16 protein-coding genes are annotated in these 12828 nt (G+C 71.9%); 7 read left to right on the plus strand and 9 right to left on the minus strand.

From position 1 onward, the window contains the following. On the minus strand, positions 1-171 hold the full coding sequence (locus ACZ7CH_RS12455) for a hypothetical protein (RefSeq protein ID WP_360396613.1): 171 nt from the start codon (positions 169-171) through the stop codon (positions 1-3). Then, a complete protein-coding gene (locus tag ACZ7CH_RS12460; RefSeq protein WP_360396615.1) occupies positions 168-515 on the minus strand; it encodes a hypothetical protein in 348 nt (115 codons plus the stop codon). The genes ACZ7CH_RS12455 and ACZ7CH_RS12460 overlap by 4 nt, the downstream gene beginning before the upstream one ends. 69 nt (positions 516-584) lie before the next feature. Between ACZ7CH_RS12460 and ACZ7CH_RS12465 the strand changes: the two genes are divergently transcribed. Continuing rightward, on the plus strand, positions 585-1079 hold the full coding sequence (locus ACZ7CH_RS12465; protein ID WP_360396617.1) for a DUF2231 domain-containing protein: 495 nt from the start codon (positions 585-587) through the stop codon (positions 1077-1079). A 201-nt stretch (positions 1080-1280) separates the two neighbouring features. Here ACZ7CH_RS12465 and ACZ7CH_RS12470 read toward each other — a convergent pair whose 3' ends face one another. Genes ACZ7CH_RS12470 through ACZ7CH_RS12485 form a run of 4 tightly spaced genes read right to left on the minus strand, consistent with a single transcriptional unit; the run spans position 1281 to position 5054 of the window. Then, the gene (locus tag ACZ7CH_RS12470; RefSeq protein ID WP_470369310.1) at positions 1281-2105 is read right to left on the minus strand and encodes an SDR family NAD(P)-dependent oxidoreductase; all 825 of its coding nucleotides are present in this window, start codon (positions 2103-2105) and stop codon (positions 1281-1283) included. 4 nt (positions 2106-2109) lie between these two features. Continuing rightward, positions 2110-3147: a type III polyketide synthase gene (locus ACZ7CH_RS12475; protein WP_470373886.1), complete on the minus strand. Its 1038-nt coding sequence runs from the start codon at positions 3145-3147 to the stop codon at positions 2110-2112. Beyond that, positions 3144-4286: an acyl-CoA dehydrogenase family protein gene (locus ACZ7CH_RS12480; protein WP_458432202.1), complete on the minus strand. Its 1143-nt coding sequence runs from the start codon at positions 4284-4286 to the stop codon at positions 3144-3146. The genes ACZ7CH_RS12475 and ACZ7CH_RS12480 overlap by 4 nt, the downstream gene beginning before the upstream one ends. A gap of 3 nt (positions 4287-4289) precedes the next feature. Then, complete coding sequence (locus ACZ7CH_RS12485) at positions 4290-5054, minus strand: methyltransferase domain-containing protein (protein WP_470373887.1); 765 nt, start codon at positions 5052-5054, stop codon at positions 4290-4292. On the opposite strand from ACZ7CH_RS12485, the gene ACZ7CH_RS12490 reads away from it, so the two are divergent. Beyond that, positions 5019-5858 (plus strand): UbiA family prenyltransferase, encoded by an 840-nt coding sequence (locus ACZ7CH_RS12490; RefSeq protein WP_470373888.1) that lies wholly within the window; start codon positions 5019-5021, stop codon positions 5856-5858. The two genes, ACZ7CH_RS12485 and ACZ7CH_RS12490, sit on opposite strands and share 36 nt — an antisense overlap. Here ACZ7CH_RS12490 and ACZ7CH_RS12495 read toward each other — a convergent pair. Then, a complete protein-coding gene (locus tag ACZ7CH_RS12495; protein ID WP_360396629.1) occupies positions 5851-6093 on the minus strand; it encodes an acyl carrier protein in 243 nt (80 codons plus the stop codon). The genes ACZ7CH_RS12490 and ACZ7CH_RS12495 overlap by 8 nt on opposite strands. Before the next feature lie 119 nt (positions 6094-6212). Here ACZ7CH_RS12495 and ACZ7CH_RS12500 point away from each other — a divergent pair, with 119 nt between their 5' ends. After that, positions 6213-6611: a hypothetical protein gene (locus ACZ7CH_RS12500; protein WP_470373889.1), complete on the plus strand. Its 399-nt coding sequence runs from the start codon at positions 6213-6215 to the stop codon at positions 6609-6611. Further along, positions 6608-7777, plus strand: a complete 1170-nt coding sequence (locus ACZ7CH_RS12505; RefSeq protein WP_360396633.1) for a zinc-dependent alcohol dehydrogenase — start codon at positions 6608-6610, stop codon at positions 7775-7777. Before ACZ7CH_RS12500 ends, ACZ7CH_RS12505 begins: the two co-directional genes overlap by 4 nt. Positions 7778-7818: 41 nt before the next feature. Here ACZ7CH_RS12505 and ACZ7CH_RS12510 read toward each other — a convergent pair whose 3' ends face one another. Further along, positions 7819-8145 (minus strand): DUF8129 domain-containing protein, encoded by a 327-nt coding sequence (locus ACZ7CH_RS12510; RefSeq protein WP_470373890.1) that lies wholly within the window; start codon positions 8143-8145, stop codon positions 7819-7821. A 94-nt stretch (positions 8146-8239) separates the two neighbouring features. Here ACZ7CH_RS12510 and ACZ7CH_RS12515 point away from each other — a divergent pair, with 94 nt between their 5' ends. The 3 genes from ACZ7CH_RS12515 to ACZ7CH_RS12525 all read left to right on the plus strand — a co-directional run bounded on the left by ACZ7CH_RS12515 (position 8240) and on the right by ACZ7CH_RS12525 (position 12219). Then, a complete protein-coding gene (locus tag ACZ7CH_RS12515) occupies positions 8240-9331 on the plus strand; it encodes an amidohydrolase family protein (protein ID WP_470373891.1) in 1092 nt (363 codons plus the stop codon). A gap of 102 nt (positions 9332-9433) precedes the next feature. Next, a complete protein-coding gene (locus ACZ7CH_RS12520; protein WP_470373892.1) occupies positions 9434-11704 on the plus strand; it encodes a proprotein convertase P-domain-containing protein in 2271 nt (756 codons plus the stop codon). Between the two features lie 83 nt (positions 11705-11787). Beyond that, the gene (locus ACZ7CH_RS12525; protein ID WP_470373893.1) at positions 11788-12219 is read left to right on the plus strand and encodes a GNAT family N-acetyltransferase; all 432 of its coding nucleotides are present in this window, start codon (positions 11788-11790) and stop codon (positions 12217-12219) included. A gap of 194 nt (positions 12220-12413) precedes the next feature. Here ACZ7CH_RS12525 and ACZ7CH_RS12530 read toward each other — a convergent pair whose 3' ends face one another. Continuing rightward, the gene (locus ACZ7CH_RS12530; protein ID WP_360396643.1) at positions 12414-12803 is read right to left on the minus strand and encodes an HPF/RaiA family ribosome-associated protein; all 390 of its coding nucleotides are present in this window, start codon (positions 12801-12803) and stop codon (positions 12414-12416) included. Between the last annotated feature and the right edge of the window lie 25 nt (positions 12804-12828).

The following is a 12828-nucleotide window of genomic DNA, read 5'->3' on the forward strand; positions in this document are numbered from 1 at the left end:
TCACGGGTCCATGCCGCCCTCGTCGTCGGGCTCGGACTCGTCGGGTCCGCGGTGCGGGCCGCCGGGGTTCTCGTCGGCGTAGGTGGGCCGGGTGTGCTCGCCGCCGATGTCGGCGTCCTCCAGCTCGCTCTCGGCGGTCACCCGGTCGGGCTCGGGCGCGCGGCTCGTCATCGCCACTCCTCCTGCCAGTCGTGGTGCTCGTTGTAGGCGGACGCGACCAGCCGCAGCACCGCCTCGTCCTCGGTCTGCTCCACCTCGGTGCGCAGCAGGCCGACCTTCTCCGGGAACGGCACCGTCGCCCGTTCCTCCGCCGCCTGCACCGGGCCGGGCAGCAGGAGCAGCCCGGCGCCGTCGTCGGAGCGCACGACCCGCAACCGGCCGCGGCGCTCGGCGTCGTCGAGCCGCGGCAGCTCCTCGTCGGCCAGGCGGCGTTCGTCCTCGTCGAGCCGGTCCAGCACGAACCGCCGCAGTTCCTCGATCGGCACGCCAGGGGTGTTCACGCCAGAGTTGTTCATGAGAGAGGGGTATCCGCTCCGCCGCCGGGTACGCCTGCTGGCAGCAGTCGCTTCCGGAAGGAGCACCTCATGCGCAGTCGCGTCCGCGCCGCGGGCCACGCCGTCCACCCCATCCTCATCGTGTTCCCGTTGGGCCTGCTGACCACCGCGGTCGGCTTCGACGTGCTGTACCTGCTCACCGACCGGGTGAGCTTCCAGTTCACCGCCGCCCACCTCATCGCCGCGGGCGTGCTGATGGGGGTGGTCACCGCCGCCACGGGCTGGCTCGACTGGGCGCTGGTCGTCCCGCGCGGCACCCGAGCGCGGCGGATCGGGTTGCTGCACGGCCTGTCGAACGGCGTGGTGCTGGTGGCGTTCGCGATCAGCTGGTTGCTGCGCCTGGGCGAGCCGGACTGGCACCCCACCTGGCCCGCGATCGTCGTGGCCTGGCTGGGTTTCCTGGCCGGCGGCCTCGGTGGCTGGCTGGGCGGGGAACTGGTCGAACGCCTCGGCGTCAGCGTCGAGGAGAACGCCCACCCCGACGCACCCAGCTCCCTGAGCGGTGCCGCCCCGTCCCGGCGCTAACCGCCCCTTGGCTTTTCTGGCATCTGCAAGTACCCCCAACTCAACATCAACAGGCACTTTCCTACTACCAACAGCGTTTCCCGCCACCTGCGCACGCCGATCCGGTCCGGCGGGCGGCGACCATGTTGGTAGTGGTCAGCGGCGGTTTGATCATGAGTTGGTGGTACTTGCAGATGCGTGGGGCGACAACGGAGGGGCGGGCTAGGGGCTCAGGTGGCGGCCGTAGCGTCGGGCGGCTCGGACGATCGTGGTGGAGGCGGGTGCGACCACGAGGTCCAGCACCCGGCTCACCGGCGCGAGAGCACCCAGGCGTGCGACGGCCCACCAGCGCGGCGCGGCCACCGTCCTGGAGGTCCGCGCGGTCAGGCACCGCTCGACCGCGCGGGCCACGGCCTCCGGCGCCGAACCCGCGGACAGCCGGTTCGGGGCCTCCTGCTCGGACGGACGGCCGTTGAGGTCGCGGGAGAGCCACTCGGTGCGGATCGGACCGGGGCAGACCGCGTGCACCTTCACGCCTCGCGGCACCTCGCGCCGCAACCCGACCGCCAGCCCCAGCACACCGGCCTTGGTGGCCGAGTACAGCGACAACGGCGGCACGGGCACCCACGCGCCGATCGACGACATCATCACCACGTGCCCGCCGCGGGACTCCAGGTGCGGCAGCACCAGCCGGGTCAGCTCGACCACCGCCGTGAAGTTGACCTCGACGAGGCTGGTCGCCTGCTCGGCGTCCAGCTCGGCGAGCTTCGCGACCCGGCCCTGCCCCGCGTTGTTCACCAGCGCGTCGATGCGGCCGAACCGGTCGACGACACCGCGCACCAGCTCCTCGCGCGCCCGCGGATCGGTGACGTCGCAGCACATGCCCCAGGCACCGGGCAGCTCCTGCACCGCGGCGGTGAGCCGGTCCTGGTCACGGCCGCAGATCGCCACACGGGCACCGCGACGGGCGAGCCGCCGCGCGGTGACGCGGCCGATGCCGGCCGACCCGCCGGTGATGAGCACGACCTGACCTTCGACGGAGCGCACGGCGTCACCTCGCGGACAGCAGAGTGGTGTACAGGGTCAGACCGGGGCCGAACGCCATCGCCACCACCGGGTCACCCGGTCGCAGCCCAGCGCCCCGCACCAGCTCGTCGAGCACCAGCAGCACGGTCGGCGACGAGCAGTTGCCGTGCTCGCGCAGCACCCGCCGGGACGGCTCCAGCGCGTCCGGCGGCAGCCCGAGCTCGTGCTCGACGGTGTCGAGGATGCGCGGACCACCGGGGTGCACGGCCCAGCCGCGCACCTGCGGCACGGTCAGGCCGTGTTCGGCGAGCAGCCGTTCCACGGCGTCCCGCACGTGCTTGCCCAGCACGTCGGGCACCTGCGGGGACAGCGTCATCCGGAACCCGTGGTCGGTCACGGTCCACGTCATGTGGTCCGCGGTGGCCGGATCGGTGACGGCACCGGTCCCGACCACCTCCAGTCCGCCCTGACCGGGCAGCACGACCAGCGCGGTGGCCGCGTCGCCGAACAGCGCGTGCGTGACGACCTGCTGGAGGTCTTTCGTGGAAGGTTGGACGTGCAGTGACGTGAGCTCCAGGCACAGCAGCACCGCAGGACGGCGGTGCACGGTCACGTAGTCGGCCACGGAGCTGAGCGCGGGGAGCGCGGCGTAGCAGCCCATGTGCCCGACGAGCAGCCGCTGGGCGTCTTGGGGGAGTTCCAGCGACGCGGCCAGCTGCACGTCCAGGCCCGGTGCCGTGTAGCCGGTGCACGACACGACGGTGAGCTGACCGACGTCGGACGCGTCGAGACCGGCCGACCGCAGCGCGGTGGTCACGGCCCGGTGTCCCAGCGGCCGCGCGTGCTCGTCGTACAGGCGCATCCGCTCACCGGTCGTCCACGCCGACACGTCGAGCTCCAGCGGGCTGACGACGGCATGCCTGCGCTGCACGCCGGCCGCCGCGAAGATCCGCCCGGCCGCCCTGCTGCCGTCCAGCAACGGGCTGAAGTGGTGCTCCCACACGGCGTCCTGCTCGATCACCGGCGGGAACGCGGTGCCGATCGCGGCGATGTGCGCGGTCACCAGCGCGCCACCTCGTCCGGGTTGTCGCCCAGTGCGCTCGCGCCGAGCCAGTCGGCGCACACGTCGGACGTCGCCGGTTGCAGCGCACCGCAGCGGGCGTCGCGGTAGAGCCGTTCCAGCGGGTGCCCGCGCCGGGTCGCCGACGCCCCCGCCGCCTCCAGCACGGAGAACGCCACCTGCGCCGCCGTGTCTCCAGCGGTGAGCTTCGCGCGCCACACCCAGCGGTTCGTCTCCGGGCTGCCGGGGTCGTCGGTGACCTGCCGCGCCGCCCTGCGCACGACCAGCTCGGCCGCGGCGACCGCCACGTCGGCCCGCCCGAGCCGGGCGCGCACCATCGGCAACGTGTGCAGCCCGCGTTCCCGCAGGTGCGCCACGCCGTGCCGCAGCACGGACTGCGCGACACCCACGTAGACCGCGGCGTAGGAGGCGACCAGCCACTGCGGCATCACCTGGGCCAGCAGCAGCGCGGCCCCCTCGATCCCGCCGACCAGCGCGTCCTCGCCCACCTCGACGTCGAGGTCGAGGTCGTGGCTCGTGGTGGCGCGCATCCCGAGCGCGTCCCAGGTGGGCCTGACCTCGACGCCGGGACCGGCCGGCACGAGGAAGTACGACACCTTCGGTTCCTCCGACGTGCTGTCCCGCGCGGCCACGAGGTAGGCGTCGGCGTGTCCCGCGCCGGAGACGAACGTCTTCGCGCCGGTGATCCGGAAACCGGAACCGGTGCGCTCGTAGGAGGTCCGCACCTGCGACAGCCGCGAGCCGACGCCGCGTTCGCTCATCGCCACCGCGTACAGGGCGCCTTCCGCGGCAGCGGCCAGCACCCGGTCGCGGGAGGCGAAGAAGCTCTCCGGCGCACCGAACTGGCGCACCAGCTCGTCGGGGGTGTGGGCGAGCGCACCGGTGACCGACGCGTGCATGTTGAAGATCAACGCCGTCGCCCCGGCGCCACTGCCCAGCTGCACGGCGACGTCGGTGTAGTCGGCGAACGAGGCACCCGTGCCACCGAGCCGCTGCGGCACCATCAGGCCGAGCAGGCCCGCGGAGCGCAGGTCGGCGAAGTCCTCCTCGGGGAACTCCCCGGCCACGTCGTACTTCGACGCGCGGCCGGACATGCGGTCAACCAGTGCGGGGAGGTCCACGGATCATCCCTTCTTGCGGCCGGCGCCCTGGAAGAGCACGGCCGTGGACGCGGTCGGCACCATGCGGACGGACCGACCGCGGCGCGCGAACCACGTGAGCAGGTCGGGCAACGAGGGGCGGATACCCCGCAGAACCAGGCGCACACCGTGCCGGGCGCACTCGCGCACCAGCAGTGCCCGGTCGACGAACAGCGCCGGGTCGTGCACCCCGCGCGGCGCCAGGCCGAGCACGCGTTCCGCCACCCCGACGGCCACCAGCCGGCACAGCGCGGTGTCGGCCAGCGTGTCGAGCACCAGCAGGCCACCGGGGCGCAGCACCCGGCAGGCCTCGGCGACGGCCGCGGGCAGGTCGGGGACGTGTTCGAGGATCTCGCCGGCGACGACGACGTCGGCGCACCCGTCGGGCAGCGGCACGGCGAGCACGTCCGCGCGGACGGGCAGCACGCCGCGTTCGGCCGCCTGGCGCAGTGCTTCGTGGGAGAGGTCGATCCCGATGTGCCGGTAGCCGCGCACATGCGGCGCGAGCAGGCCCGCACCGCAGCCCAGGTCGACCAGCACCGCACCGGGAACGGCCGGTGGAACCAGGGCGGCCCGTGCGGCGGCGAGCCAGTGCAGCATCACGAACGCGCCGCTCGGCCGCCACCACTCGGCGGCCAGTCGTTCGTACAGCTCGGGGTCGTTCGGTTCAAGATCGTTCTGCGCGGTGGCCGCCCGCTGGCAGACTGGAGGCCCATGGGTCGCCTCGAAGCTCTCGCGCGTTCCTGTCATCCGCTGCCCTCCGTCGCGGTCACCGTGGTGGCCACCGTGCTGGCCGCGGCGGTCGGTCGGTCGGCCGCCGGACTGGTGGCCGTCGCGGCGGCGGTGCTGGCCGGGCAGCTGTCCGTCGGCTGGCTCAACGACCTGCTCGACGCCGGCCGGGACGCGCGCGTGGGCCGCGCGGACAAACCGGTCGCCACCGGCGTGGTGTCGAGGCGGGTGGTGGCGGTCGCGACGGTCGTCGCCGCGGTGGCCGCGGTCGGACTGTCGTTGCTGTCCGGTGTGGACGCAACGCTGCTGCACGTCGTGATGCTGTGTTCGGCGTGGGCGTACGACCTCGGGGTCAAGGCCACGGCGTTCTCCGTTGTGCCGTACGCGCTTTCGTTCGGGTTGCTGCCCGCGTTCGTGACGCTGGGCGGTCCGGACGGGCGGTGGCCACCGCTGTGGCTCATGGCGGCGGCCGCCGTGCTCGGCAGCGCCGCCCACTTCGCCAACGTCATCCCGGACCTCGACGACGACGCGGCGACCGGCGTGCGCGGGTTGCCGCACCGCATCGGCGGAACCGCCAGCGCGTGCGTTGCAGCCGCGCTGGCGGTGATCACCGGAGTGGTCCTCGCGGTCGGCCCGCCCGGCCCCGTCACCGCGGCGGGGCTCGTGGCGGTGCCGTTGTCGGTGCTGATCCTCGTGCTCGGCAGGCTGCGCGGACGACGGCCGGGGTCGCGGGCGAACTTCACCGCACTGCTCGCGGTGGCGGTCCTCGACGTGGCGCTGCTGATCATCACCGGTGGGGTGGAGCTGGGCGGCACGGTCAGCTGACCGCGGGCCCGGAGTCGCTCGAACCCGACAGCTCCTTGATGAACTCGTGGCACTGCCGGGCGCGGGCGGAGTCCTCCTCCATCACGCGCCGGAAGAAGTCCGCGATGTCCTGACGGCCCGCGTTGTCGGCGTCCCGCACGTACTGGCCGTAGTCGTGACCGGCCTTGAGCGCGTGGTACTGCACGGAGATCAGGTCGTAGGTGACGTCGTCGAACCCGGTTTCACCCGTTGCCATTGATACCTCCAGTGTTTTGTTCGGCACCGGAGTCATACCCGCGCAGATCCGGTCGAACCCGGTTGTTCCGCGCAACGTCGGGTACTCACGGCTCTCGCGCTCCGAGAGAGGCAGAAACCATGAACTCAGCAGGGAAAGCGCTGCTGGCCGCGGGCGTGGTGACCGCGGCGGCGGTGGCGCAGCGCCGGCGGCAGGCGCAGGGGAAGGGGGAGCGGCCGCTGACCGTCACGGTCGACCGCGCTCCCACCGACGTGCAGGCGGCGTTACCGGACCTGACCGGGCCGTGGCGGGACCAGGCCGAGATAAGCATCCGCGCGGCCGCAGGGGACAAGGGCACCGAACTGGTCGCGCAGCCACTGGGCGACGCGTCCCGCGCCGAGCTGCGGGAGGCGCTGCGCAGGGCGAAGTCGGTGCTGGAGACCGGCGAGGTGGTCGAACCCGACACCGCGCCGACGCACCCCGGCCCCCTGGGCAAGGCGCTGCAGCTGGTGACCGGAAGGGGAGGTGGCCGGCTGTGAAGGCGTTGTGCTGGGAGGGGATCAACGACGTCCGCGTGCAGGACGTGCCGGACCCGCGGCTGCTGAACGACCAGGACATGATCCTCAAGGTCCGGCTGAGCACCGTGTGCGGCTCCGACCTGCACCTGCTCACCGGCCACATCCCGTTCATGCAGGCCGGTGACGTGATCGGGCACGAGTTCATGGGTGAGGTGGTCGAGGTCGGGCCCGGTGTCACGCGGCACCGGCCGGGCGACCGCGTCGTCGTGTGCTCGTTCATCGCCTGCGGCCGCTGCTGGTACTGCCGCAACGAGCTGTACTCGTTGTGCGACAACACCAACACCAACCCGGCCATCACCCAGGGCCTCTGGGGCGCCAACCCCGGCGGCATCTTCGGCTACTCGCACGCGATGGGCGGCTTCCGCGGCAGCCACGCCGAGTACGTGCGCGTGCCGTTCGCCGACCACACCGCCATCCCCATCCCCGAAGCGGTCGACGACATGAGCGCGCTGTTCACGTCGGACTCGGCAGCGACGGGCTGGATGGGCGCCGACCTCGGCGGTGTGAAACCCGGTGACGTCGTCGCTGTGTGGGGGTGCGGCGCCGTCGGGCAGATGGCTGCCCGTGCGGCCCAACTGCTCGGCGCGGAACGGGTCCTGGTCATCGACCGGTTCGACTACCGGCTGCGCCAGGCGGAACAGCTGTTCGGCGTCGAGACCATCAACTACGAGAACACCTCCGTCGGTGACGCGCTGCTGGAGGCCACCGGCGGGCGCGGACCGGACGTGTGCATCGAGGCGGTCGGCTGCGAGGCGCACTCGACGGGGCCGCAGTACGCCTACGACCAGGTGAAGAGCAAGCTGAAGCTCGAAACGGACCGGCCGATCGCCGTGCGCGAGGCGATCTACAACTGCCGCAAGGGCGGGTCGGTGTTCGTGCTGGGCGTGTTCACCGGGTTCGTGGACAAGTTCCCGCTGGGCGCCATGATGAACAAGGGTCTGACCGTGCGCGGCGCACAGCAGCACGGCCAGCGCTACATCCCGGCGCTGCTCGACCGCATCGCCACCGGCGAGCTCGTCACGAACCACCTGGCGACCCACGTCATGCCGTTGAGCGAGGGCGCACACGGCTACGACATCTTCAAGAAGAAGGACGACGGCTGCGTGCGGTCGGTCTTCAAGCTGTGAGCAGGTCCCGTGGGGGTGCGGTCACCGCACCCCCACGGGCATCAGCGGCCACGGGCCGGTGTCTGCTGGTACACGCCGTGCCGCAACGGGGTGTTGCCGTCCGGGGACTGCTGGGGCGACACCGGCGCCCCGCCGGCCGTGCCGTCCGCCGGTGGCGTGTTGCGCTGGTCGCCGCCTGCCGGTTCGGCGCCGTCCGCGAGCTGCCGCAACCGTTCGTCGACGACCTCCAGCACCGGTGTGCGGTTGCCGTGCGCCTCCTCGTGCTCGCGCACCCGCCGCAGGTCCTGCTCGTCCAGCGACCGGATGCGGTGCTTGAGGTCGCCGAGCGTCAGCTGGTCGTAGCCGGAAATCGGGAGTTGTTCGCTCATGTGCGTCGGCTACCCGGCCGGGTCGGGGAAAAACGACCGGAGTTTGCCCGTGACCCCACCGGGCATTCGCGCACGGACAGGAACGGGGTGAGGTGTGTACGCAGACGACCTGGTGCGGCCGTGGTGGGAGGCGCTCGGGGAGACGGCGCCGTTGTTCGACATCCACACGCACGTGGGCACGAACGACCCGAGCGGGTTCTCCTGCACCTTCGACCAGCTGCTGGACGCCCTGTCCGAAGTGGACGCGGCCGCGGCGGTGTTCCCGCTGACCGAGCCGAAGGGCTACCGCCGTGCCAACGACGCGGTGATCGCCGCCGCGCGGTCACCGGTGGTCGCGTTCTGCCGGGTGGCGCCCGGTGACGACGCGGAGGCGGAGGCGCTGCGGTGCGTGCGGGCGGGTGCGCGGGGGATCAAGCTCCACCCGGCCAGCGACGAGTTCGCCCTCGACGACGACCGGCTGCACGGGGTGTTCGGCCTGGCGCACGAGCTGACGCTGCCCGTCGTGGTGCACGCCGGACCCGAGATCGACCCGTTCGGCGACACGCTGCTCGCGGTGCTGCGCCGCTACCCCCGTGCCCGGTTCGTGCTGGCGCACGCCGCGCTCACGGACCTGGCGTGGCTGTCCGGGCACCCGGTGGACAACCTGTACCTCGACACGTCCTGGTGGAGCCCGACCGACCTGGTCGTCGCGCTCGCCACGATGCCACCCGGGCGGGTGTTGTTCGGCAGCGACGTGCCGTACTCGACGGCGCTGTGGGGTGCGCACGCGGCCGCACGCTGCGCCCGGTACGCCGGCCTGGACGACGAGCAGGTCGCGGGCGTGCTGGGCGGCAACGCGCTGCGGCTGGTGGAACGGCGGGACGCCCCCGACCTCGGTCCGGCGCCCGGCCGGGTGCCGGTGCTGGACCCGTTGCTGGAACGCCTGTACGTGTACCTCGCGGCCGGGGTGGAGGCCACCAAGCGCGGCGAGTCGCCCGGCCAGATGCTCGACCTGGCGCGGCACTGCTGCGGTGTCCGGCCGGAGCACCCCGACCGCGCGGTCTTCGAGTCGGTGCTAGAACTGCTCGACCGCTACGAGAAGCACGCACCGCACCTGGAGACCGGCAACGAGTACGCGCCCGGCTGGGACCTGATCGCGGCCGCCGCGCTGGTCGCCCGCACCCCCGGCACGGCGCTGCCGGGCTGAACCCGCACCACAACCCTCCGAACGACCGGATGTCGTCAGCGCTCCGCGGAGCTACCTTCGCCAGACCCTGCAAACCTGCAGACCCTGCGAAGGAGCTCCACCGTGCGAAGAAGACCCCTGCTCGGCACGGCACTGGCGGCAATCGTCGCCGCGGCGGTCGCCCTGCCCGCCTCCGCCACGGCCCAGGCCGGCTGTTCGGGCACCAACGACGGTGACGTCGCGATCGGTGACAACACCACCGTCGAGTCACCGCTCACCATCACCGACTGCCCCTCGGCACCGTCCGCCACCAGCACGGTCCCGGTGAAGATCGTCCACACCTACATCGGCGACCTCGCGGTGACGCTGGTCGCCCCGGACGGCTCCACCTACCCCCTGCACAACCGCAGCGGTGGCTCCGCGGACAACATCGACCAGACCTACACCGTCGACCTGTCGGCCGAGACCTCGAACGGCACCTGGAAGCTGCGGGTCAACGACAACGCGGCCAACGACGTCGGCCGGATCGACTCCTGGTCGCTGAACCTCGGCGGCTCCACCCCGGCCGGCGACTTCTCCGTCGCCGTGTCGCCCACGTCCGGCTCGGTCGCCGCGGGCTCGTCGGCCTCGGCCACCGTCTCGACCCAGACGACGGCCGGCCAGGCGCAGACCGTGCAGCTGACCGCCACCGGCCTGCCCTCCGGCGCCACCGCGTCGTTCAGCCCGGCCTCGGTCACCACGGGCGCGAGCTCCACGCTGTCGGTCAGCACCACGTCCTCGACCGCGTCGGGCACCTACCCGATCACCGTCCGGGCCGCGGGCGGCACCACCAAGACCGCGACCTACACCCTGACGGTCACCGGCGGCACCGGCCCGCAGATCCCCGACGTCGACGTCGCGGCGGTCAAGGCGCACCTGACCCAGTTCGCCACCATCGCCTCCCAGAACGGCGGCAACCGCCGTTCGACCACGGCCGGCTACCGCGCCTCGGTCGCCTACGTGAAGGACAAGCTGACCGCGGCCGGGTTCACGGTGTCCGAACAGGCCTGCACCTCCGGCTGCTCCACCGGCGCCGGCCCGAACGTGATCGCCGAGTGGCCCGGCGGCAACGCGAGCAACGTCTACATGTTCGGCGCCCACCTCGACGGCGTGTCCGCCGGTCCCGGCATCAACGACAACGGCTCGGGCTCCGCGGCGCTGCTGGAGACCGCGCTCGTGCTCTCCCGCAGCAACCCGGCGATGCTGAACAAGGTCCGGTTCGCCTGGTGGACCGACGAGGAGCAGGGCCTCAACGGCTCGCGCTTCTACGTCTCGCAGCTGCCGTCGACCGAACGTTCGAAGATCAAGACCTACCACAACTTCGACATGGTCGGTTCCGTCAACGGCGGCTACTTCATCAACAACATCAACTCCACCCAGTCCGTGCACATGAAGGCCTACTGGGACTCGCTGGGCCTGCAGCCCGAGGAGAACACCGAGGGCCGCAACCGGTCCGACGACGCGTCGTTCACCAACGCGGGCATCCCGGCCTCCGGGTACGCGATGGGTGCCAGCGCCACCAAGACCTCGGCCCAGGCGACGAAGTGGGGCGGCACCGCGGGCCGCGCGTTCGACCCGTGCTACCACTCCTCCTGCGACACGACGGCCAACATCAGCGACACCCACCTCAACCGCGCGGTCGACGGCATCGCCTACACCCTGTGGAAGTCCGCGGTCGGCAGCAGCACCCCCGGCGCGGACTTCTCCGTCGCCGTGTCGCCGACGTCCGGCTCGGTGGCGGCGGGTTCGCCGGTCTCGGCCACCGTCGCGACCCAGACGGTGAGCGGCAACGCGCAGACCGTGCAGCTGTCGGCCTCCGGCCTGCCCTCGGGCGCGACGGCGTCGTTCAGCCCGGCGTCGGTGAGCACCGGTGGCAGCTCGACGTTGACGATCAACACCACCGCGTCGGTCGCGTCCGGCACCTACTCGGTCACGGTCACCGCGGCCGGTTCGGTGTCGCGCACCGCCACCTACGGCCTCACGGTCACCGGTGGTGGCGGCGGGAGCTGCAACGGCACCAACGGCACCGACCTCGCCATCCCCGACGCGGGCGCGGCCGTGGACAGCGACCTGGTGATCTCCGGCTGCTCGGCCACGCCCTCGGCCACCGCGACGGTCGCCGTGCGGATCGTCCACCCCTACATCGGCGACCTGACGGTGTCCCTGATCGCACCGGACGGCACGGCGTACGTGCTGCACAACCGCAGCGGCGGCAGCGCGGACAACATCGACCGCAGCTACACCGCCGACCTGTCCGCTGAGACCGCGAACGGCACGTGGAAGCTCCGCGTGCGCGACCTGGCCTCGTCCGACACCGGCACCCTCGACACGTGGAGCCTCAACCTGACCCCGTAGTCACCTGTTGGGGAAGTGGCCTCTCAGAAATCTTGTGGACTGGGCCTTCTGGGAGGCCACTTCTTGCCGTGATGATCGTCGGCATGACGACGCACACCGTTGCCGAGCTCGACGACGAGAACACCGCCCTGGCATTCGAGGCGATGCGGGAGCTGCGGGCACACCTCGTCTCCGCGGACGAGTTCGTGGCGGCGGTGCGGGTGCAGCGCAAGGAGGGCTACCGGCTGGTCGGTTCGTTCGACGCGGACGGGAAGGTCGTCGCGGTGGCCGGGTTCCGTCCGCTGACGAACCTCTACGTGGGCTACCACCTCTACATCGACGACCTGAGCACCCTGCCCGCCGTGCGCAGGCAGGGCCACGGGGGAGCGCTGCTGCGCTGGGTCGACGAGGAGGCCCGCCGGCTCGGCTGCGGTCAGGTGCACCTGGACTCCGGCACGCACCGGCACGAGGCCCACAGCCGCTACTTCTCCGCCGGGTACGTGATCCCGGCGTTCCACTTCAGCAAGCCGGTCTGAGCACCCGGCCAGAAGCCTTTCCCGCCCCCTCGTTGCTGCCCAGGCGTCTGCAAGTACCACCAACACTTGATCAAATCGCCGCCAACTACCACCAACCTGTTCGCCACCTGTCGAATCAGGTTGATGTTGAGTTGGTGGTACTTGCAGACGCCGGCAAAGGCAGCGGCCCGGAGGGGCGGCCGGAGATGCGCCGATCAGCCCTTGGGCTCGTCCTCGATCACGCCGACCAGCTCCGGGTCCTCGGGAGCGGGCATGTGGCGGATGCTGTCACTGCCCTTGTGGTCGCGGGCGCGGGCGTAGCGGGAGTCCAACGCCCTCACCAGCTTCTGCGCCGCGCCGGCGTACGCGTCGTCCACGGTGGTCGCGTGGTGGGTGACCGCGACCGGCTGCTTGCCCTTCGGCCGCGCGTCGATCACGCACTTCTTGTCCTCCGGGGTGGTGCCCCCGTCCTCGCTGAGGTGCACCTCCACCCAGGTCAGCCATTCGCTGAACCGGGACAGGCCGCTCTCCAGGTCGGTGGTCACATAGGCGGCCAGTCCTTCGCCACCGTGGATGTTGTGGTCGGTGTTGACCTGGATCTGCATGAGCACCCTCCATACGGGAAACAAA

This window comes from Lentzea sp. NPDC037011, from assembly GCF_055607425.1.

What these genes read in the sequence shown, in the direction of transcription:
- ACZ7CH_RS12455 (WP_360396613.1), bottom strand. Translation starts at nt 171, where the DNA reads ATGACGAGCCGCGCGCCCGAGCCCGACCGGGTGACCGCCGAGAGCGAG.
- ACZ7CH_RS12460 (WP_360396615.1), bottom strand. Translation starts at nt 515, where the DNA reads ATGAACAACTCTGGCGTGAACACCCCTGGCGTGCCGATCGAGGAACTG.
- ACZ7CH_RS12465 (WP_360396617.1), top strand. Translation starts at nt 585, where the DNA reads ATGCGCAGTCGCGTCCGCGCCGCGGGCCACGCCGTCCACCCCATCCTC.
- ACZ7CH_RS12490 (WP_470373888.1), top strand. Translation starts at nt 5,019, where the DNA reads ATGGGTCGCCTCGAAGCTCTCGCGCGTTCCTGTCATCCGCTGCCCTCC.
- ACZ7CH_RS12485 (WP_470373887.1), bottom strand. Translation starts at nt 5,054, where the DNA reads ATGACAGGAACGCGCGAGAGCTTCGAGGCGACCCATGGGCCTCCAGTC.
- ACZ7CH_RS12495 (WP_360396629.1), bottom strand. Translation starts at nt 6,093, where the DNA reads ATGGCAACGGGTGAAACCGGGTTCGACGACGTCACCTACGACCTGATC.
- ACZ7CH_RS12500 (WP_470373889.1), top strand. Translation starts at nt 6,213, where the DNA reads ATGAACTCAGCAGGGAAAGCGCTGCTGGCCGCGGGCGTGGTGACCGCG.
- ACZ7CH_RS12510 (WP_470373890.1), bottom strand. Translation starts at nt 8,145, where the DNA reads ATGAGCGAACAACTCCCGATTTCCGGCTACGACCAGCTGACGCTCGGC.
- ACZ7CH_RS12525 (WP_470373893.1), top strand. Translation starts at nt 11,788, where the DNA reads ATGACGACGCACACCGTTGCCGAGCTCGACGACGAGAACACCGCCCTG.
- ACZ7CH_RS12530 (WP_360396643.1), bottom strand. Translation starts at nt 12,803, where the DNA reads ATGCAGATCCAGGTCAACACCGACCACAACATCCACGGTGGCGAAGGA.